We start from the raw sequence: 20,697 nt of genomic DNA on the forward strand, positions 1-20,697 counted from the left end.
CGGCAGGCGCTACAACGACATCTCTTCGGAACGCTGCACCGTCCCGGTGATGCCCGTTCCATCCTGAGCTGCCAAAAGCACTGCGGCACGGCCCATCGCCTCGGGCGGTTCCACGTACTCCGGCGGCACCTCGATGCCGCCACCGCCGGCCTGCCAGCCTTCGGTGAGGACGACCCGCGACGGGCTCAGACAGTTCACCGCGATGTTGTCGTCTTTGAGGTCGGCGGCCAACCCGAGATACAACCGCTCGGCCGCGGCCTTGGACACCCAGTAGGCGTTGGCGCCGGGCATCCCGACTCCGGTGGTGGTGATGGCCATCAATGAACCACCACCGCGCGCTCGTACGTGTGGGATTACCGCCTTGGTCACCAGGAAGACACCGGTCAGATTGACATCCAGGCACCGCTGCCAGCGCTTGAGCGGCGTGGACTCGATGGGTCCCAGCCACAGCACACCGGCGTTGGCCACCAGGATGTCGATGCCACCGAACTCCGAAACTGTCGCTGCGACAGCCGCTTCCACCGATTCTTCGCTGGTGACATCGCACGGCACCGGCAGCGCGCGGCCGCCCGCTTCGGCAATGCCGGCGGCCACCGACCCGATGGTGCCGGGCAAACGACCCTGCTCCTCGGATCGGGCGGCCACCGCTACCGCGGCTCCTTCGGCGGCCAGCGCTGCGGCAATGGTCGCCCCGATGCCGCGGCTGGCGCCGGCGACGAACGCGACCTTCCCGTCGAGCGTCATTACCGCGGGGGGAACCGCAGTGCGCCGTCGAGGCGGATGATCTCGCCGTTGAGGTAATCGTTCTCGGCGATGCTCTGCGCCAGCTGGGCGTACTCGGTGGAACGGCCCATGCGCTTCGGGAAAGGCACCTGCGGACCCCAGTACTGCTCAAGCTGGTCAGCGGCCTTGCCGTAGGCCGGGGTGTTGATGGTGCCTGGCGCAATGGTGACGACGCGAATCCCCAAGGGGGACAGGTCACGAGCGGCAACCAGGGTCATGCCCAGCACACCGCCCTTGGCTGCCGCGTACGGTAGCTGGCCAATCTGACCTTCGTATCCGGCGATCGAGGCCGTGTTGATGATGACGCCGCGGGCGCCCTCCTCGAGCGGCTCGGTCTGCGCGATGGCCGCGGCCGACAGGCGCAGCACGTTGAACACCGCCGTCAGATAGAACTTGATGGTCTTCTCGAAGCCCTCGAGGTCCAGCGGCGAGCCGTCTTTGCCGATCAACCGACCGCCCGCTGCTGGGCCACCGTGGGTATCGACCGAAATACGCAGCGGTGCAAGTGCTTGCGCCTCCGCGATTGCGGCGTTGACCGATTCTTCGGAGGTGGCATCGGTGCGCACATACTTCACGCCGAGCTCGGCTTCGAGCTCCTTGCCCTTCTCGTCGGCAAGGTCGGCGATGACGACCTTGGAGCCCGCCGCGTGCAGCCTGCGTACGGTGGCTTCACCGAGTCCGCCGGCTCCGCCGACGACGATCGCGGAAGTACCTGCGATTTCCATGCCATTTCCCTTCTTGCAACTCAGACTCTCAGCTTGAGAGAATAGCATTCTCATGCTAGATCGGGAGGAATAAGCTCAGTGCTGAAAGCCGTGAACGCGGTCGGACCCTGCGGCATAGGCTCGCGGTAGATGGCCGAACAAAAGTCAGTCTCCGACCTCATTGCCGCGGCACGTGGTGGATCGGTGCGTGCCGCCGGCCGGCTGCTCAGTCTGGTTGAAAGTGATCGGCGTGCAGAGGTTCTCGAGGCTATCGAGCCCGCGCCGGTGCGTGTCATCGGCATCACCGGACCGCCGGGAGCGGGCAAGTCGACGACCATCGCGGTGCTGGTGGCGGCCTACCGGGCGCGCGGGCGACGGGTTGCCGTCCTGGCCGTCGATCCGTCGTCGCCGTACAGCGGGGGAGCGCTGCTCGGTGACCGGATCCGGATGGCCCAGCACATCAATGACTCCGATGTGCTGATTCGATCGGTTGCTGCCCGGGGTCACCTGGGTGGACTGGCAGCGGCAGTGCCGGCGGCGATCGGATTGCTCGGCGCGCTGGCCTACGACGTCATTCTCATCGAGACGGTAGGCGTCGGGCAGTCCGAGATCGAGATCGCGGCGGTTGCCGAGCCGGCGGTGGTGATCCTCAACCCTGGCGCGGGTGACGCGATCCAGGCCGCCAAGGCCGGACTGCTCGAGGTCGCCGACATCGTCGCGGTCAACAAGGCCGACCGCGAGGGGGCCGATCAAACGGTGCGCGACCTGCATGCAGAAACCGATGCCCCCATCCTGAAAATCGTTGCGGCCCAAAACCAGGGCATCGACGAGTTGGTCGAGGCCATCGACGACCATCACCGCGCCGACACCCCTGAGCGGCGGGCGGCCCGAGCCCGCGCCCAACTGCTGTCGTTGGCGCAGAGCGCGCTGCGTAATCACACCCAACTCGACGTGCTCTCGGCGGGGATCGCCACAGGTGAGATCGATGTGTATACGGCGACCGCGCGGCTGCTCAACCTCAATCACCACACTGATGAGAATGGGGTTACCGGTTTCCAGTAATGGTGTTGTACGATTTCGCCAACGTATTCTTCCGGCGTATTTGAGGAACCTCATGCAGAAGCCACTTGCCCCCGAGATTTCCACCTGGCCCGACGAAAACCCGCAGCTCATCGGCAGTCAGTGCGGTGCCTGCGCGGCGACGGTCTTCCCCAAGCAGCAGTACTGCCCCAAGTGCAGCAAGGCCGAGATGGCCGATCTGCTGCTGCCGCGCCGCGGCAAGGTGATCGCCTGGACCACGCAGGGCTTCCCGCCGGGAGCGCCGTATGCCGGCCCGACCGGCAAGGACTTCGTCCCGTTCGGCGTCGGTCTGGTTCAACTCGGCGACGTGGTCCGCGTCGAGGGCCGCTTGACCGAAAACGACCCGGCCAAGCTGGAATTCGGCATGGAGGTCGAGCTGACCATGGCTCCCTTCGCCACCGATGACGAGGGCAATGAGCTGGTGACCTTCTGGTTCCAGCCGGTTTAATCGAGACGTTCCGAGAGGTTTCACAGTGTCTAGCGATGTAGCGATCATCGGTGTCGGAATCCATCCGTTCGGCCGGTTCGAGAAGACCGCGATGGAGATGGGCGCCGAGGCCATCCAGGCTGCGTTGGCCGACGCCAAGTTGGAGTGGAAGGACATCCAGTTCGGTTTCGGTGGCAGCTATGAGGTGTCGAACCCGGACGCGGTGACCCGCCTGGTCGGTCTGACCGGCATCACGTTCACCAACGTGTTCAACGCGTGTGCGACGGCGGCCAGTGCCATCCAGCAGACTGCCGACACCATTCGTCTGGGCAAGTACGACATCGGCATTGCGATCGGTATGGACAAGCACCCGCGCGGTGCTTTCACCGACGACCCGGCCAAGCTTGCGCTGCCGCAGTGGTACGCCAACAACGGTCAGTTCGTCACCACCAAGTTCTTCGGGATGAAGGCCAACCACTACATCCACAAGCACAACATCTCCGAGGAGACGTTGGCACGAGTGGCCAACAAGAATTTCCGTAACGGTGTGCTGAACCCGAATGCGTTCCGGCGCAAGGAGATCTCGGTCGAGGAGATCATGGCCTCGCCGGTGCTGAACTACCCGCTGCGGCAGTACATGTTCTGTGCGCCTGACGAGGGCGCCGCGGCAATCATCATGTGCCGCGCTGACATCGCGCACAAGTACACCGACAAGCCGATCTACGTGCGGGCCAGCGAGATTCGCACTCGGACCGCCGGCGCGTACGAGGTGCACGCAACGTCGGCTCTGCTGGACGAGGACGTCGCGCCCACCGTCTACGCCGCGCGTGCGGCTTACGAGGCAGCCGGCATCGGCCCCGAGGACGTCGACATCGCACAGCTGCAGGACACCGACGCCGGTGCCGAGGTCATCCACATGGCCGAGACCGGACTGTGCGCCGACGGCGAGCAGGAGAAGCTGTTGGCCGACGGCGCCACCGAGATCGGCGGCTCGCTGCCGATCAACACCGACGGCGGGCTGATCGCCAACGGCGAGCCGATCGGTGCCTCAGGCCTGCGGCAGATGCACGAGTTGGTGCGTCAGCTGCGTGGCGAGGCCGGCGACCGTCAGGTACCTGGTAACCCGCGGGTCGGCCTGGCCCAGGTCTACGGCGCGCCGGGCACCGCATCGGCGACCATCCTGTCGCTGTAGTTTTCTCGCGAGCAGACTCAAATGTCCCGAAACACAGCGTGTTGCGGGACATTTGCGTCTTCCCATGGACTTAAGGAAAGGTGCCCTCATGGCTGCAGAAAACGTTGAGTACAAGTACGTCACGTACGAAACCCTGGACGAGGGCACCATCGCCCGGATCATGCTGAACCGGCCGCAGGCGCGCAACGCGCAGAACCGCGGTCTACTGGTGGATCTGCATGACGCGTTCCTGCGCGCCGAAGAAGACGACACCGTCCGCGTGGTGATCCTGGGCGGCAACGGTCCGATGTTCTCCTCCGGCCATGACCTGGGGTCGGCCGAGCAGCGCAGCGAATACATGCCGGGCCCGGATCAGCACCCCAGCTTCCGGGGTAACGGCGCCACCCGTCAGGGCGCCGAGAGCCTGATGATTCAGGAATGGCACTACTTCTTCGAGAACACCCTCCGCTGGCGGAATCTGCGCAAGATCACCGTCGCCTCGGTACACGGTGACGTGTACGCCGCGGCGTTGATGCTGATGTGGTCGTGTGACCTGATCGTGGCCGCCGACAACACCCGCTTCGCCGACGTGGTGGGCACCCGGCTGGGCATGTGCGGTGTCGAATACTTCGCGCACCCTTGGGAATTCGGGCCCCGTAAGACCAAGGAACTGATGCTCACCGGCGATACCCTGTCGGTGGAAGAGGCGCACGCCCTGGGCATGGTGTCCAAGGTCTTCCCGGCCGAGGAATTGGCCGACAAGACCCTGGAATTCGCCCGCCGGATCGCCAAGGTGCCGACCATGGCCGCGCTGCTGATCAAGGAATCGGTGAACCAGACGCAGGACAACCAGGGTTTCTACAACTCGCTGCACGCCTGCTTCACCATGCACCAGCTGAATCACAGCCACTGGGCGCAGGTGCACGAGAACAGTTTCCCGGTCGGATTGGCCGAGGACGGTCTGGAGGACTGGAAGACCGCCGGCCCGCCGAAGGCTGCGGTCAAAGACCAGCCGTAGGTTCTTTGGCTGCGGTCGCAAACCACACGGGCCACATCAGTCCCGTCGTTACGCGAGGTCAGTTATGCCCGCCTCTGTGCGACAACCGTTGTGCTGCAACGAAGTTGTCGCACCGAGGCGGGCAAATCTACCTGGTTCTCCAGTAGGGACCCATGAGGCAGATGTGACCAGAGGCGGCCGCACCGGCGGAGCGCACAGAATCCGCTAGGACGCTGACTCGCCGGTCGCGGCGGCGTATCCGCTGCGGTAACCGAAAACCATTGCCGGACCGAGGGTTCCGCCGGCGCCGCCGTAGGCCTTGCCGGTGACTCCGGCCATTGCATTGCCCGCCGCATACAGCCCCGGGATCACCGATCCGTTTACGTGGCGTACGGCGCCATCGCGGTCGGTGCGTGGCCCACCCTTGGTGCCCATCGCACCGACGGTCACGGGCACGGCGAAGTACGGGGCGGTGTCGATGGGACCGAGGGTCTTCAGCGCCGGGGTTGCTCCGGCGGCGTCGCCCCAGTACCCGTCGTATGCGCTGGAGCCGCGGCCAAAGTCAGGGTCAACCTCGTTGGCCACGTTGGCATTCCACGCCGCGAGGGTGGCGGCCAGACCCGCCGCCGAGATACCGGTCTTGGCCTCCAGCTCTTCGAGGGTGGCCGACTGGCAGAACCAGTCCGGCACTTCGTCGCTCCCCGTCGCTCCGCTCGCCCCGGCCCCTTCGGGATCGACGCCGAGAAATCCGTACTTCTTCAGGTGCAGTGAGTCGAAAACGATCCAGGCCGGGTCGTTCAGGTAGCCGAACCGCGGATCGAGGTGATGGAACGGCCCGGCCATCGAGTTGTATTCGCCGGCTTCGTTCAGGAAACGTCGCCCGGCCCGGTTGACGATGATGCTGCGCGGACGAGTGCGCTCCAGGCGTACGCTGCGGCTGCGTGGCTTGCCCTCGAAGGTGTCACCAGGGATCTGCACGATGGGCACCCACCAGGCCTCGCCCATGTTGGCCAGATCGGCACCCTGCGCCATGGCCATCCGCAGGCCGTCGCCGGTGTTGTTGGGCGGGGACACCGGTCCATGCATGGGGCCCCGAAGATAGGCGTCGACCAGCTCGTCATCCCACTCGAACCCGCCGGTGGCCAGCACCACGCCGCGGCGAGCACCGACGCGGATCTCCATGCCGCCCACGTTGATCCGCACGCCGGTGATCCGGCCGTCGGCGGCATACAACTCGAGCGCGCGGGCCTCGGTCACCGGCACGATGCCGCGGTCCAGCAGCCCTTTGAGCAGCCCGGCGATCAGCGCGGTGCCGGCCACGCATACGTCGGCGTCATCGACGACGGCGTGGATGCGAGCGCGGGTTTCGGCGTCGATACCGACATTGCTGAAGTCGGCCGGAAATGAGGTGATGCGGTCGCGCCAGTCGCCGACTTCGGCCAGATTGAACGGCTTGGCATTCAGGGAGCGACCACCGCCGGGTTGTCCACCGGGCAGTTCGGGCTTGTAGTCGGGGAAGCCCTCGGCCACCTCGAACTTCAGATCGCTGTGTGCCTCGATGAAGTCCAACATCTGAGGCCCGGTGCGGACGAAGGTCTCGACCAGTGCCGTGTCCATGGCGCCGAGCGACTGGGCTTCCAGATACTTGAGGGCATCCTCGACGGTCAGCTCACCACCGGCGGCCCGGTTGTGCGCCGGAATCCAGGCGATACCACCGGACACCGCCGTCGTGCCACCGATCGTTGCGGCCTTTTCGTACACCGCCACCTCGGCGCCGTTGACCGCCGCCGTCAGCGCCGCGGTCAAGCCGGCCCCGCCGGTGCCGAGTACGACGACGTCGACCTCACGATCCCAATTGCTCACGGGCCCAAATCCTTTCGGTCGGCTGAATGATCAGCAGACGAATCAGCTCAGTATGTCCGTCAACCGCTGCGCGGCCGCGATAACGGTGTCTCTGCCCTTCAACAGAACGTCCTCGCGGTGCGATATGACGTTGATGCAGGTCGGAGGTGACGGAGGACGCCGGCGGACCGGAACGGCCAATCCGAAGGTATCTGGTTCGATCTCGCCGTGGGTGATAACCCAGCCTTGTTCGCGGGTCTGCGGAACCAACTCACGTTCGTCCGGGCGTGGCGCCATGCTGGACAGTAGCGCAACGCCGGCGGCGCCCCGATCCAGGGGTTCACGGCTGCCTTCGTGAAATGTCAGTTGGTAGAAGACCAGTGTCGGCACGATGACGGCGATGGCTACCTGCTGGTCGCCTTCGGCCACCAGCAGCGAGACTGTTGCGCCGAGGTCATCGGCCAGCGTGCGCAGGGTCGGGACGCACAACTGGCGCAGGTTGTTGTCAAAGGACGCACCGAGCGCAGCCAGTGCCGCGGCGGGCCGGTAGCGCCCGTCTTCGCCCTTGGTGATGTAGCGGTGCTGTACCAGCGTGGACAGCAGTCGGTAGGCGATGGTCCGGTGCACGCCGACGTGATCGGCAACCTGTTGTGCGGTCACTCCGGCGGGGGACGTGGACACGGCCTGGAGTGCACTGAGTCCCCGGCTCAGGGTCTGTGACCCGACCGCCGCTTTGTCTACGGCGTTTCCGTCCACGGCCTTGACAGCGGCCATCAGGAGAGTGATGCTCTATACATAGTGCACATGATAGTGCGATATTAGCACATATCGATTGCAGAACAAGAGAATGTCATTTCCGCTATAGATAGCGGGTAACTATAAGGAGGCGGGGCCGCATGGAGGTGTCCGAGCGCAAGTTCGAGAGCATCTGGAGTGATCTCCAGGGCGTCGCGTTCTCGCAGGGCTACCTCGATGTCGCGGGGGTGCGTACCCGCTACCTGCACGCCGGTGGCAAGAGCAAGCCAACCCTGGTGCTGCTGCACGGATCCGGCGGCCACGCCGAGGCCTACGTGCGCAATCTCGAGGCCCACGCCGAGCACTTCTCGACCTGGTCCATCGACATGCTGGGCCACGGTTACACCGACAAGCCCGGCCATCTGCTTGAGGTCTCGCACTACGTCGATCACCTGATCGCGTTCTTCGACACCATCGGTGCCGACAAGGTGTACCTGTCCGGTGAATCGCTTGGTGGCTGGGTGGCGGCCCGAGCCGCCTCCGACCATCCCCACCGCATCGAGCGCCTGGTGCTGAACACCGCCGGCGGATCGCAGGCCGACCCCGAGGTTATGAAGCGGATCATCACGCTGTCCATGGCGGCTGCGGAGAACCCGTCATGGGAAACCGTGCAGGCCCGGATCAAGTGGCTGATGGCCGACAAGTCCAAGGACTATGACGACATCGTCGCCAGCCGGCAGCATATCTATCAACTGCCGGGCTTCGTGGCCGCGATGAGCGACATCATGGCTCTGCAGGACCCGGTCATCCGGCAGCGGAACCTGCTGGGCCCCAACGAATACGGTGCCATCAAGGCCCCGACCCTGGTGCTGTGGACCAGCGACGACCCGACTGCAGACGTCAGTGAAGGCCGACGCATCTCCGAGATGATCCCGGGCGCCCGGTTCATCGTGATGCCCGACTGTGGTCACTGGCCGCAGTACGAAGATCCGACCGAGTTCAACAAGATCCATATCGACTTCCTGCTGGGGCGCGACGCGTGACCGATTCCGTGGATGTCGTGATCGTCGGCGCCGGCCCGGTGGGGCTGACACTGGCGAACATCCTGGGCCTGCAGGGCATTCGGACGCTCCTCATCGAGGAGCGCGACTGCCTGATCGACTACCCTCGCGGCGTCGGGCTGGACGACGAGTCGCTGCGGGCATTCCAGTCGATCGGCGTGGTGGACAACGTGTTGCCGCACACCGTGCCCAACCAGATCCTGCGGTTCTACGACGGCAAGCGCCGACTACTGGCCGAAATGGCTCCGGCCAACCCGCTTTACGGCTGGCCCCGGCGTAACGGCTTCGTGCAGCCGATGGTCGACGCCGAGTTACTGCGCGGCCTGGAACGCTTCGAACACGTGAATGTGCGCTGGGGCACCCAAATGTCGACCTGCACTCAGGACGCCGACGGGGTCACCGTTGAGATCGACGGTGCTGAGCCGGTGCGCGCCAAATATGTGGTCGGATGCGATGGTGGGCGCAGCGCCACCCGGCACATCATGGGTGTGAGCTTCGAGGGAACGACGTCCGAAACCCGTTGGCTGGTCATCGATGTCGCCACCGATCCACTGGGGCATCCCAACAGTGAGGTCGGTGCCGATCCCTCCCGCCCGTATGCCTGCATTTCCATTGCGCACGGTATCCGCCGGTTCGAGTTCATGATCCATGCCGACGAATCCGACGAACAGGTCGAACAGCCCGAGTTCATCGCCCGGATGCTCAAGCCGTTCGTGCCGTACCCCGAACGCGTCGAGGTGATCCGGCACCGCGTCTACACCCACCACTCGAGGATCGCCGGAACGTTCCGCAAGGACCGGATGCTGCTGGCCGGTGATGCGGCCCATCTGATGCCGGTATGGCAGGGCCAGGGCTACAACAGCGGCATCCGCGATGCCTTCAACTTGGGCTGGAAGCTGTCCGCAGTTGTCAACGGGCAAGCCGGTGACGCACTGTTGGACACCTACGACATCGAACGGCGCAAGCACGCCCGCGCCATGATCGACCTTTCCACCCTGGTTGGTCGTGTCATCTCACCGACGGGTCGTCGTGTTGCGGCATTGCGGGACGCGGTGATTCGTGCCGCTGCAGTGGTTCCCACCCTCAAGCGTTACATCCTGGAGATGCGGTTCAAGCCGATGCCGCGCTACGAGCAGGGCGCGGTGGTGCACCTCACGAAACCGACCGACACCGCACCGGCCGGCACCTTGTTCATCCAGCCCCGGGTGGACACCCGCGATAAGCAGAACGTCTTGCTCGACGACGTACTCGGTACGGGTTTCGCTATCCTCAGCTGGAACAACAACCCGCGAAAACTGCTGGGCGAAGAAGCCTTCGCATTGTGGCGCAGCTTCGGTGCGACGTTCGTCGCGGTCCGCCCGAGCACCCAGCTGAACTGGACCGGCCACGACGACCCCGAGGTCGTCATCGTCGGCGATCGCACCGGTGCGCTCAAAACATGGTTTGACGGCCATGCCGAATCGGTGCTGTTCCTTCGGCCGGACCGATGCATCGCCGCGGCCGGAATTGCCCAATTGGCACCCGAACTCAGCGACAAGCTGGCCAAGGTCCTGCATCTCACGCCGGGAGGCTCTCATGGAAACGCAACTGGCTCTGTGCTGCATGTCGCACAGCCCGCTGCTGAATCTGCCGGGACCATCACCGGAGCTGCTGGATGACATCTACGGAGCCATTGCGCAGGCCCGCGACGCCGTACGGGCCTTCGACCCCGAGCTGGTCGTCATCTTCTCGCCGGACCACTACAACGGGTTCTTCTACCGCACCATGCCGCCGTTCGCGATCGGGATCGCAGCGTCCGGAGTCGGCGATTACGGCACCCAGAGCGGACCGCTGAACGTGCCCAGTGAGCTTGCCACCCAATGTGTTTCGTCCGTCATGGAGGCAGGGGTCGATGTCGCGCTGTCCGCGGCGATGGACGTCGACCACGGCACCGTGCAGCCCCTGCAGGGACTGTTCGGTGACGCCACCGCCAAGCCGGTGATCCCGATCTTCATCAACTCGGTGGCCACGCCCTTAGGGCCGATTCGTCGGGTACGGGCGCTCGGCGCCGCGGTCGGGGAGTTCCTCTCCGGATTGGGCAAGCGCGTGCTGATCGTGGGCTCCGGTGGGCTGTCGCATGATCCGCCGGTGCCGACACTGGCCACCGCGCCGCCCGCCGCGCACGGTCGAATCGTGCACGGCGAACCGATGAGTGCCGAGGGCCGCATGGCCCGCCAGCAGACCGTGATGACGGCCGCACATGAATTCGCCCATGGCGACAGCCAATTGCACCCGCTGAACCCGGAATGGGACCGGGCACTGCTGGACCTGCTGGACTCCGGCCGGATCGACGAGGTCGACGGCTGGACCAACGAATGGATCGCTGAAACCGCGGGCAACTCGGCGCATGAGGTGCGTACGTGGGTTGCGGCCTATTCAGCCCTGGCGACAGCGGGTGGCTATCGGAGCACATTCGGCTATTACCGGGAGGCGGAGGAACTGTTGGCGGGGTTTGCGATTCGGGTGGCGGTGCCGGCGTGAGTAGCGAAGCGGATCGCGCAATTCAAGCCAACTTGAGTAGCGAAGCGTACGACCACGAGGTCGATGTACTGGTAGTCGGTTCCGGTGGCGGCGGCATGACCGCAGCGCTGGCAGCCAAGGGCAGCGGACTGGACGCACTGATCGTCGAGAAGTCGGCGAAGTTCGGTGGCTCGACTGCGCTCTCCGGCGGCGGCGTCTGGATCCCCGGGGCACCGTCCCAGGTCCGCGCCGGCTATCACATCGATCTGAACGGGGTTTTCGAATACCTCAAGCAGATCACCGGCGGGCTGGTCAGTGACGCACGGCTGCACGCCTACGTCGACGAAGCGCCGAAGATGATGGACTTCCTCGAGCGTTCCAGCAAGTGGATGCAATTCGTCTGGAAGCCGGGCTATGCCGACTACTACCCGGAACTGCCGGGTGGCTCCGAACGGGGCAGCACCATCAACGTGCCCGAGATCGACTTGCGGGTGCTCGGCCCCGAGGAACAGAACCTGTTGGCTCCGCTTGCCTTGGCGCCGCGCGGAATTTGGTTTGCGCCCAAGGATCTTCGGCTGTTCTACCAGGTTCGGCAGAACTGGCGGGGCAAGGCCGTGCTGCTCAAGCTGATCTGGCGGATGGTGCGGGCGCACGTTTTCGGCGACCGGATGGCCGCGATCGGCCAGTCGCTGATGGCCCGGATGCGGTTGGCGTTGGGCGAGCACAACGTTCCGATGTGGCTCAGCGCCCCGATGACCGAACTCATCACCGACCTCGACGGCCGGGTGGTCGGCGCGGTGGTAGAGCGCGACGGCAAGCCGATACGGATCCGCGCCCGCGGCGGAGTGGTCATCGCCAGTGGCGGTTTCGATCACGACATGACCTGGCGGCTGGAGCATCTGCCCGAACTCAACCGGGTGCAGGAGATCGCCGGCTCCGGTAAGGACTGGAGCTTCGGCAACCCGGCCTCGATGGGTGACGGCATCCGGGCCGGCGAGAAGGTCGGCGCTGCAGTCGATCTGCTCGACGAAGCCTGGTGGTTCCCGGCAATGTGCTGGCCGGACGGCCGGCTCCAGTTCATGCTCAACGAGCGCATGATGCCCGCTCAATTCGTGGTCAACGGCGAGGGCAAGCGGTTCATCAACGAAGCCGCGCCGTACATGGATTTCGCGCACGCCATGATCGAGGGCCAGCGCGCCGGTGTCGAGACCATCCCATGCTGGTTGATCACCGATATCCGGTCGTTCCACAAGTATGTGGTGGGCGGGCACCTGCCGATCCCGAAAGTCCCGTTCGCGCCGGTACCGACCGGACGCAAGGTGCCGAAGGCCTGGCTTGACTCCGGAATTGTCAAGGAAGCCAACAGCTTCGAGGAACTCGCGACGAAGATCGGGGTGCCACCGGCACAATTGCGGGCAACCGCCGACCGGTTCAACAAGTTGGCCGCAGGCGGACACGACGACGATTTCAATCGGGGTGACAGCGCATACGACAACTATTACGGGGACCCGACCCTGCCCAATCCCAACCTGCTGCCGCTGGGGAAGGGTCCGTACTACGCGTTCCAGATCATCCTTGGTGACCTGGGCACATCCGGTGGCCTGCGGACCGACGAGCACGCCCGGGTGCTCCGCGAGGACGACACGGTGATCGACGGCCTGTATGCCACCGGTAACGCCACCGCTGCCGTGATGGGCCGCAGCTATGCCGGGGCCGGCGCAACCATCGGCCCGGCAATGACTTTCGGCTACGTGGCAGCCAAACACATCGCACACCAATCTCAGGAGGTAACCAAGTGAAAATTTCCCTGTTCTACGAATTCCCGCTACCGCGGCCGTGGTCCGAAGACGACGAGCACCAGCTGTTCCAGCACGGCCTCACCGAGGTCGAGGCCGCGGACAAGGCCGGCTTCTCCACCGTCTGGCTCACCGAGCACCACTTCCTGGAGGAGTACTGCCACTCCACCGCGCCGGAGATGTTCCTGGCCGCGGCCAGCCAGCGCACCAAGGACATTCGCCTGGGCTTCGGCGTGATGCACCTGCCGCCACCCATCAACCACCCGGCACGTATCGCCGAGCGCATCGCCACCCTGGACCACCTGTCCAACGGCCGCGTCGAATTCGGTACCGGTGAAGGTTCGTCCGTCGCCGAGCTGGGCGGGTTCAACATCGATCCGGCTGACAAGCGTGCGCAATGGGAAGAGGCCCTTGAGGTTTCGATCCGCTGCATGGTCGAGGAACCGTTCACCGGCTTCAAGGGTGAGCACGTCGATATGCCCGCCCGCAACGTGATCCCCAAGCCCCTGCAGAAGCCGCACCCTCCGGTCTGGGTCGCCTGCACCCGCCCGGCGTCGGTTCAGATGGCAGCTCAAAAGGCCATCGGTGCACTGAGTTTCGCCTACACCGGCCCCGAAGCGCTCAAGGACCGGGTCGACGGCTACTACAAGGAGTTCGAGGAGGCCGGCGCGCCGGTCACCCCGATGATCAACCCGAACATCCTCGCCATCGGCGGCGACCTGTCGATGATGGTGGCGCGCACCGATGAAGAGGCCCTCAAGCGCCTGGGCACCGGCGGCGGCTTCTTCTCGTTCGGCATCATGCACTACTACCTGACCGGCATGCACACCCCCGGCCGTACCAAGGTCTGGGAGCGCTACCAGGAAGCCGTCAAGGAAGATCCGACCCTGGCTTACGGCCCCGGCCGCGGCGCCATCGGCTCGCCCGAGACCGTACGCGAGTTCCTGCGCAGCTACGAGGCCAGCGGCGTCGACGAGATCATCCTGCTGCTCAACCCGCGCAGCCACGAAGGCACCATGGAGTCCATCGAGATCATGGGCAAGGAAATCCTGCCCGAGTTCATCGAGCGCGACGAGAAGGCCGTGGACGCCAAGGCGCGGCGTCTGGAGCCGGTGATCGAGAAGGTCGAGGCCCGTCGTCAGGCTTGGCACGCACCAGCTTTCGACGAGAACTATTCGTTCGGTGGCCTGCCCACCGGCCGGGGCGGAAAGTTCACTGCCGGTGAGATCCCTGAGGCCATGGCCGAGATCAACGAGGGTCGCGTCAAGGCCGCCCAGGCTGAGAAGGCGGCACGCGAGGCCGCCAGCTGAACCCGATGCGCGCCTTCGCGGAGATGCTGAGTTACCGCGGCCGTCGGGTCGCGGTAACTGGCGTCGCCTCCGGTATCGGCGCCGCGCTCGTCGCCCAGCTCAGCGAGCTCGGTGCCGACGTGGTTGGCCTGGATACCCGGGAACCGGCCGTGCCGATCAACGCTTTTCATCGCGTCGACCTGTCTGATCCGGGGTCTATCGACGCTGCAGTCGCAGCCGTCGGACAGGTTGATGGACTGTTCAACGTGGCCGGGGTGTCGTCGGGAATCGGCGACCCGCTACTGGTTGTGCAGATCAATTTCCTCGGTATGCGCCAGCTCACCGAGGCACTGACTGCCGCTATGCCGACCGGTTCGTCGATCGTCAACGTGGCATCCCTGGCCGCATCGGAGTACGTATCCAATGCGCCCGTGGTTGCCGGGTTGTTGGGCACCAAGGACTTTGCCGACGGGGTCGCCTGGTGCCAGGCTCATCCTGAAGCGTTGGCCGACGGTGGCTACCGGCTATCCAAGCAGGCTGTCATCCTGTACGGCATGGAGGCAGCCGTGCGACTCGGGCCGCGCGGAATCCGGATCAATTGCACCGCACCGGGCGTCACCGAAACCCCGATCCTGGACCAGCTGCGGTCTGCCTACGGGCAGGGCTACCTGGATTCATTCGAGGCGCCGCTGGGCCGGGTGTCTACTCCCGACGAGCAGGCCGCGGTACTGGCCTTCCTGGGCAGCCCGGCTGCCGGGTACATCACCGGACAGGTGATCTGGGCCGACGGCGGGATTCTCGCTCAGCGTGGAGTCGGTGAGTTGTCCGGGGCGAGCGAAGCGACGGGGAATGTGGCGGAGGATCATGGCTAACCTGAACGACTTTCGGCGCGTGGCAGCCGACGTCAGTAACTGGGGCCGCTGGGGTAACGACGATGAACTCGGCACCCTCAACCTGATCACCGCCGACAAGGTCGCGCAGGCCGCGGCTACCGTCCGGCACGGCAAGGTGTTCGCGCTTGGTGCCGACTTCGGTTCGTCCGGCCCTCAGGGCGCCTTCCAGTTCCGGCAGAATCCCACCCACGTGATGACCGTCGATGGTGGTGATGCCGAGACTCTGGCCCGGTACGGACCGCCGTGGCTGCGCAACCCGGTGGCCCGGGAACTCAGTTCGTTCTTCGTGGACAATCCTTTTCGCTTCAACGACGACATGATCGTCATGCACCTGCAGGCCGCGACCCAGTGGGACGCGCTATCGCACGTGTATTACGACGACAAGCTGTACAACGGTTTTCCGGCCGACTCGGTGACCAGCTTCGGAGCGTTCCATTGCGGAATCGACAAGGTCGACACCAAGGGCATCACCTCCCGCGGAGTGCTGCTCGATGTGGTTCGCCACCGCGGCGCCGAGACGTTCTGTGAGCCCGGAAACCCCATCACCCCAGCCGAACTCGACGACATTGTCGCGGCCCAAGGCGTGACCATCACACCCGGCGACATCGTCGTGGTCCACACCGGGTGGTGGACCCGCTTCCAGTCCACCGGCGACGGTACGGAACCGGGTTCGGGCCTGCATTGGACGTGCGCGTCCTGGCTGCACGACCACGATGTCGCGGCGGTGGCCGCGGACAACTTGATGGTCGAAGACCCCGATCCGGCCAATGGAGTCGAAGGCACCTTCCTGCCAATGCACATGCTGTGCTTGCGCGATATGGGCCTGATGCTCGGCGAGTATTGGGATCTGACTGCCTTGTCGGCCGACTGTGCAGCTGACCGGGTTTATGAATTCCAGCTGATCGCGCCGCCGCTTCGGGTCACCGGCGCCGTCGGTTCGCCGGTGAATCCGATTGCGATCAAATGAGAGGTTTGTTGTGAGCAAGTTTGTCGTCGCCATCGGTGGCACGTTGCGACCCAATTCATCCACCGAAAGGGCGCTGCAGCACTGTCTTTCGGCCGTTGAACGGCAGGGTGGGCGGACCCAGCTGTTCGCCGGTGCCGACATCGATCTGCCGATGTACAACCCTGACGTGGCCGAACGTTCGGAAAAAGCGCAGGCTTTGGTGGCCGCGCTGCGGGAAGCCGACGCCGTGCTGGTCGGCTCACCGGGGTACCACGGGGCGATCTCCGGTCTGGTCAAGAATGCCCTGGACTACACCGAGGACATGCGTGCCGACGAACGCGTCTACCTGGACAACACCCCCTGGGGTTGCGTCAGCTGCGCCTACGGCTGGCAGGCCGCGGTGGGCACTCTGAGCCAGCTGCGGACCATCGGGCACGCGCTGCGCGCCTGGCCGACACCGCTGGGCGTGGCGATCAACTCTGCCGACAAGATCTGGGGCGAAACAGGCGAATTGGTGGACACCAACGTCAGCGGTCAGTTGGACATGCTGGCGTCGCAGTTGTTGGCCGGGGCGTCACGGTGATGGACTTCGAACGAAAGTCCGTCCTCGTCGACGGCCTGACCACCGGCTATCTGGAGGCCGGCAGCGGTGACCCGGTGGTGCTGCTGCACGGCGGCGAGTTCGGCGCCAGCGCAGACATCGGTTGGGAGCGCAACATCGCCGCGCTGGCAACGCAGTTTCGGGTGCTGGCCCCGGACATGCTGGGCTTCGGCGAGTCCGCCAAGGTCATCGACTTCAACGACGGCCGCGGCATGCGCATCCGCCATATCGCCCACTTCTGCGATGTCATGGGCGTGACGTCCGCGCATTTCGTGGGCAACTCGATGGGCGCGATCAACCTGCTGGTCGACACCACCTCGGAGACCCCGGTGCTACCGGTGCGCTCGCTGGTGGCGATCTGTGGCGGTGGCGAGATTCAGAAGAACGAACACGTCAGCGCGCTTTACGACTACGACGCCAGCCTCGAGGCCATGCGCCGCATCGTCACTGCGCTGTTTCTTGACCCGGCCTATCCCGGTGACGCGGACTATGTGCGGCGGCGCTACGAGTCCAGTATCGCTCCGGGGGCCTGGGAGTCGTTGGCGGCGGCCAGGTTCCGTCGCCCAGGGTTGGAGGCGCCTTCCACACCGTCGGCGCAGCGGGCCTATGGCCGGATCAAGGATCCTGTGCTGATCGTCGAAGGCGGCGGCGACAAGCTGCTACCGTCTGGCTGGGCCGCCGAGATCGCTGGTCAGATCGCCGGCGCGCGGTCCGCGGTGATCGATCGTGCTGGGCACTGCCCGCAGATCGAAGCGCCCGACGCCACCAACGAACTCCTCCTCGACTTCTTGAAAGGTGTTGGCTGACATGGGAACTAACGGCGAACTTGCGGGCAAGGTCGCGGTCGTCACCGGTGGATCATCGGGTCTGGGGGAGGCCCTGGTACGTCGGTTCGCCGCTGAGGGCGCGTCCGTGGTCATCGGCGACGTCGACGTCGACGCCGGTAACGCCCTGGCCAAGGAGTTCGGTGACCGGGCGATCTTCGTGCGCACCGACGTGTCCGACATCGACCAGGTCGGCGCGCTGGTATCGACTGCGGTCGACGAGTTCGGTGGTCTGCACGTCATGGTGAACAACGCAGGCGTCTCGGGCACCATGCACCGCCGCTTCATGGACGACGACCTGGCCGACTTCCACAAAGTGATGGGCGTCAACGTGCTCGGCGTCATGGCCGGTACCCGCGACGCGGCCCGGCACATGGCCGAGCACGGGGGCGGCTCGATCCTGAACCTCACGTCCATCGGCGGTATCCAGGCCGGCGGCGGCGTGATGACCTACCGTGCGTCCAAGGCTGCGGTCATCCAGTTCACCAAATCGGCAGCGATCGAGTTGGCGCACTATGAGATTCGGGTCAATGCCATTGCGCCCGGCAACATCCGCACCGCCATCGTGCGCAAATCCGCGTCGGCCGAGGAGCTTGAGCGGCTGGAGCAGTTCGAAGAGGGCATCCGTGCGCAGATGCGCAACGACCGCCCACTCAAGCGCGAGGGCACCGTCGAAGACGTCGCCGAGGCCGCGTTGTACTTCGCAACTGACCGGTCCCGCTACGTCACCGGGACGGTGTTGCCAATCGACGGCGGGACCGTCGCGGGCAAGGTAATCGTCCGCAAACCGAAGAACTGACGGGCTGATCCCGCGTTCAGGGCGACCATTTGCGGGTAGCGATGACCCTCGGCGCAGGTTCAACACGAAGCGCACATCAGGCGCAGCAGATTAAATCAAGCACTTGACTTAAAGGGATTAAAGCGGTTGACTGACATGGTGACAGCAGTTCGCCCGCTCCGTACTGAGCGGGCCAGTAGTACACGTGAGGCGATTCTCGTTGCCGCCGAACGCCTTTACGCCGAGCACGGTGTGTTCGCGGTATCCAACCGGCAGGTCAGCGAGGCCGCCGGGCAGGGTAACAACGCGGCCGTCGGGTACCACTTCGGTACCAAGACCGACCTCGTCCGTGCCATCGAGCAGAAGCACCGCACGCCGGTGGAACTGCTGCGTGAGCAAATGGTCGAGCAGCTCGGCCGCGATGCCGGCCTGCGGGACTGGGTGGCCTGCCTGGTGCAGCCGCTCACCGAGCACCTGGCCCAACTCGGCAACCCGACCTGGTATGCCCGGTTCGCCGCGCAGGTGATGACCGATCCGGCCTACTACAACATCGTCGTGCGGGACGCGCTGAGCAGCCCGTCACTGGTCCAGGTCATCAACGGCATCAACAACAGCCTGCCGGATCTGCCCATCGAGGTGCGGATGGAGCGCAACATCATGGCCCGGAACCTGTTGATGCACAGCAGTGCCGATCGTGAGCGCGCCCTGGCACAGGGCGCGCCGGTGGCCCGCAAGACCTGGCAGGCCAGCGCCACCGGCCTGATCGACGCCATAGTCGGGCTGTGGCTGGCACCCGCCACCGCGTGAGGTTCAGCATGAAAGTGACTGTCGATCAAGACAAATGCGTGTCCTCGGGACAATGCGTACTCAACGCCGCCGAGGTTTTTGACCAGCGTGACGAGGACGGCGTGGTCGTCCTGTTGATCGCGGAGCCAACGCCCGACCAAGCCGACAACACCCGCCGGGCCGCAGCCGCCTGCCCGGCTCTGGCCATCCACATCGAGGAGTGAGCACATGACCCAGGCCCCTGAGGTGTCCACCGAGATCCCCGAGTACCCGATGGAGCGCGATCTGCGCTGCCCATTCGCGCCGCCGCCGCAGATGCTGGGCAATGCCAAAGGCCTGTTCCGGGTGAAGATCTGGAACGGCAGCACGCCATGGCTGATCACCGGCCACGCCGAAGCTCGCGAACTGTTCGCCGATTCGCGAATCAGCGTGGACGACCGCAAGCCGGGCTTCCCGCACTGGAACGAGCACATGCTGTCCACCGTCGACAAGCGGCCGCGCTCGGTGTTCACCTCCGACGCTGAGGAGCACACCCGATTCCGCCGGATGCTGTCCAAGCCGTTCACCTTCAAGCGCGTCGAGGGCCTGCGTCAGGCCATCCAGCAGGTTACCGACCAGTGCATCGACGAGATCCTGGCCGGACCACAACCTGCCGACCTGGTAGCCAAGCTGGCGCTGCCGGTGCCGACTGTGGTGATCAGCGAAATGCTCGGTGTCCCATACGAAGACCACGAGTTCTTTCAGGAGCACGCCAACGCCGGCCTGGCCCGCTACGCAGCTGCGGACGCCATGCAGAAGGGCGCGATGAGCCTGCATCAGTACCTCATCAACCTGGTGAAGGAAAAGCAGGCCAACCCGTCCGAGGATGCGGTGTCGGACCTGGCCGAGCGGGTCACCGCCGGTGAGATCGACGTCAAGGAGGCTGCCCAACTGGGCACCGGGCTGCTGATCGCCGGCCACGAGACCACTGCCAACATGATCGGCATCGGCATCCTGGCGTTGCTGGAAAACCCGGAGCAGGCCGACTTCCTGCGCGACACCGATGACCCGAAGGCAGTCGCCAACGCGGTCGAGGAGCTGATGCGCTACCTGTCGATCATCCAGAACGGCCAGCGTCGCATCGCCACCGAGGACATCGAGATCAGTGGCGAGACCATCAAGGCCGGCGACGGCGTGATCATCGACCTGGCTCCGGCCAACTGGGACGCCAACGCGTACCCGGAGCCGGAAAAGTTGGACCTTCGCCGAGATGCCGGGCAGCAGTTGGGCTTTGGTTACGGTCGGCACCAGTGCGTCGGGCAGCAGTTGGCCCGCGCGGAACTGCAGATTGTCTTCCAGACGCTGCTGCGCCGCATCCCGACCATGAAGCTGGCCATCCCGTTCGACGAGGTGCCGTTCAAGCACGACCGCCTCGCCTACGGGGTCTACGAACTTCCCGTTACCTGGTGATCCTCACCCCTGACTTTCTCAGCCCCCACAGCCCGA

21 protein-coding genes are annotated in these 20,697 nt (G+C 65.1%); 17 read left to right on the plus strand and 4 right to left on the minus strand.

From position 1 onward, the window contains the following. Positions 1-9: 9 nt before the first annotated feature. Together M2432_RS14190 and M2432_RS14195 are read right to left on the minus strand one after the other, a co-directional pair. Positions 10-744 (minus strand): SDR family NAD(P)-dependent oxidoreductase, encoded by a 735-nt coding sequence (locus M2432_RS14190; RefSeq protein WP_280827451.1) that lies wholly within the window; start codon positions 742-744, stop codon positions 10-12. Continuing rightward, complete coding sequence (locus M2432_RS14195; protein ID WP_280827452.1) at positions 744-1,508, minus strand: SDR family NAD(P)-dependent oxidoreductase; 765 nt, start codon at positions 1,506-1,508, stop codon at positions 744-746. Before M2432_RS14195 ends, M2432_RS14190 begins: the two co-directional genes overlap by 1 nt. Before the next feature lie 129 nt (positions 1,509-1,637). Here M2432_RS14195 and meaB point away from each other — a divergent pair, with 129 nt between their 5' ends. From meaB to M2432_RS14215, 4 genes are all read left to right on the plus strand, one after another. Next, entirely contained in the window at positions 1,638-2,549 is a 912-nt protein-coding gene (meaB, locus tag M2432_RS14200; protein WP_280827453.1) for a methylmalonyl Co-A mutase-associated GTPase MeaB, read from the plus strand. A gap of 52 nt (positions 2,550-2,601) precedes the next feature. Then, positions 2,602-3,015 (plus strand): OB-fold domain-containing protein, encoded by a 414-nt coding sequence (locus M2432_RS14205; RefSeq protein ID WP_280827454.1) that lies wholly within the window; start codon positions 2,602-2,604, stop codon positions 3,013-3,015. A 25-nt stretch (positions 3,016-3,040) separates the two neighbouring features. Next, a complete protein-coding gene (locus M2432_RS14210; protein ID WP_280827455.1) occupies positions 3,041-4,186 on the plus strand; it encodes a thiolase family protein in 1,146 nt (381 codons plus the stop codon). A gap of 88 nt (positions 4,187-4,274) precedes the next feature. Then, on the plus strand, positions 4,275-5,183 hold the full coding sequence (locus M2432_RS14215; protein WP_280827456.1) for an enoyl-CoA hydratase: 909 nt from the start codon (positions 4,275-4,277) through the stop codon (positions 5,181-5,183). Between the two features lie 204 nt (positions 5,184-5,387). Here M2432_RS14215 and M2432_RS14220 read toward each other — a convergent pair whose 3' ends face one another. Together M2432_RS14220 and M2432_RS14225 are read right to left on the minus strand one after the other, a co-directional pair. Next, complete coding sequence (locus M2432_RS14220; RefSeq protein ID WP_280827457.1) at positions 5,388-7,025, minus strand: FAD-dependent oxidoreductase; 1,638 nt, start codon at positions 7,023-7,025, stop codon at positions 5,388-5,390. Between the two features lie 42 nt (positions 7,026-7,067). Then, positions 7,068-7,778 carry a helix-turn-helix domain-containing protein gene (locus M2432_RS14225; RefSeq protein WP_280827458.1) on the minus strand — a complete coding sequence of 237 codons (711 nt, stop codon included), beginning with the start codon at positions 7,776-7,778 and terminating at the stop codon, positions 7,068-7,070. Positions 7,779-7,900: 122 nt separating this feature from the next. On the opposite strand from M2432_RS14225, the gene M2432_RS14230 reads away from it, so the two are divergent. The 13 genes from M2432_RS14230 (at position 7,901) to M2432_RS14290 (ending at position 20,661) form a co-directional block, all read left to right on the plus strand. Then, a complete protein-coding gene (locus tag M2432_RS14230) occupies positions 7,901-8,782 on the plus strand; it encodes an alpha/beta hydrolase (RefSeq protein ID WP_280827459.1) in 882 nt (293 codons plus the stop codon). Further along, positions 8,779-10,458: a bifunctional 3-(3-hydroxy-phenyl)propionate/3-hydroxycinnamic acid hydroxylase gene (locus M2432_RS14235; RefSeq protein ID WP_280827460.1), complete on the plus strand. Its 1,680-nt coding sequence runs from the start codon at positions 8,779-8,781 to the stop codon at positions 10,456-10,458. The genes M2432_RS14230 and M2432_RS14235 overlap by 4 nt, the downstream gene beginning before the upstream one ends. Further along, complete coding sequence (locus M2432_RS14240; protein WP_280827461.1) at positions 10,403-11,320, plus strand: 3-carboxyethylcatechol 2,3-dioxygenase; 918 nt, start codon at positions 10,403-10,405, stop codon at positions 11,318-11,320. The genes M2432_RS14235 and M2432_RS14240 overlap by 56 nt, the downstream gene beginning before the upstream one ends. Continuing rightward, a complete protein-coding gene (locus M2432_RS14245; protein ID WP_280827462.1) occupies positions 11,317-13,098 on the plus strand; it encodes an FAD-binding protein in 1,782 nt (593 codons plus the stop codon). Before M2432_RS14240 ends, M2432_RS14245 begins: the two co-directional genes overlap by 4 nt. Further along, positions 13,095-14,405 (plus strand): LLM class flavin-dependent oxidoreductase, encoded by a 1,311-nt coding sequence (locus M2432_RS14250; protein WP_280827463.1) that lies wholly within the window; start codon positions 13,095-13,097, stop codon positions 14,403-14,405. The genes M2432_RS14245 and M2432_RS14250 overlap by 4 nt, the downstream gene beginning before the upstream one ends. 5 nt (positions 14,406-14,410) lie before the next feature. Next, positions 14,411-15,256, plus strand: a complete 846-nt coding sequence (locus M2432_RS14255) for a coniferyl-alcohol dehydrogenase (protein ID WP_280827464.1) — start codon at positions 14,411-14,413, stop codon at positions 15,254-15,256. Continuing rightward, on the plus strand, positions 15,249-16,244 hold the full coding sequence (locus tag M2432_RS14260) for a cyclase family protein (RefSeq protein WP_280827465.1): 996 nt from the start codon (positions 15,249-15,251) through the stop codon (positions 16,242-16,244). The genes M2432_RS14255 and M2432_RS14260 overlap by 8 nt, the downstream gene beginning before the upstream one ends. Before the next feature lie 10 nt (positions 16,245-16,254). Continuing rightward, entirely contained in the window at positions 16,255-16,806 is a 552-nt protein-coding gene (locus M2432_RS14265) for an NAD(P)H-dependent oxidoreductase (RefSeq protein WP_280827466.1), read from the plus strand. Continuing rightward, positions 16,806-17,630 carry an alpha/beta hydrolase gene (locus M2432_RS14270; protein WP_280827467.1) on the plus strand — a complete coding sequence of 275 codons (825 nt, stop codon included), beginning with the start codon at positions 16,806-16,808 and terminating at the stop codon, positions 17,628-17,630. The genes M2432_RS14265 and M2432_RS14270 overlap by 1 nt, the downstream gene beginning before the upstream one ends. Position 17,631: 1 nt before the next feature. Then, positions 17,632-18,447: an SDR family oxidoreductase gene (locus M2432_RS14275; RefSeq protein ID WP_280827468.1), complete on the plus strand. Its 816-nt coding sequence runs from the start codon at positions 17,632-17,634 to the stop codon at positions 18,445-18,447. Between the two features lie 135 nt (positions 18,448-18,582). After that, entirely contained in the window at positions 18,583-19,233 is a 651-nt protein-coding gene (locus M2432_RS14280; RefSeq protein ID WP_280827469.1) for a helix-turn-helix domain-containing protein, read from the plus strand. Positions 19,234-19,241: 8 nt separating this feature from the next. Further along, positions 19,242-19,436, plus strand: a complete 195-nt coding sequence (locus M2432_RS14285; protein WP_280827470.1) for a ferredoxin — start codon at positions 19,242-19,244, stop codon at positions 19,434-19,436. Positions 19,437-19,440: 4 nt separating this feature from the next. Further along, on the plus strand, positions 19,441-20,661 hold the full coding sequence (locus M2432_RS14290) for a cytochrome P450 (protein WP_280827471.1): 1,221 nt from the start codon (positions 19,441-19,443) through the stop codon (positions 20,659-20,661). Positions 20,662-20,697 lie beyond the last annotated feature (36 nt).

The sequence above is a fragment of the Mycobacterium sp. OTB74 genome, from assembly GCF_029892685.1.
Taxonomy (GTDB): domain Bacteria; phylum Actinomycetota; class Actinomycetes; order Mycobacteriales; family Mycobacteriaceae; genus Mycobacterium.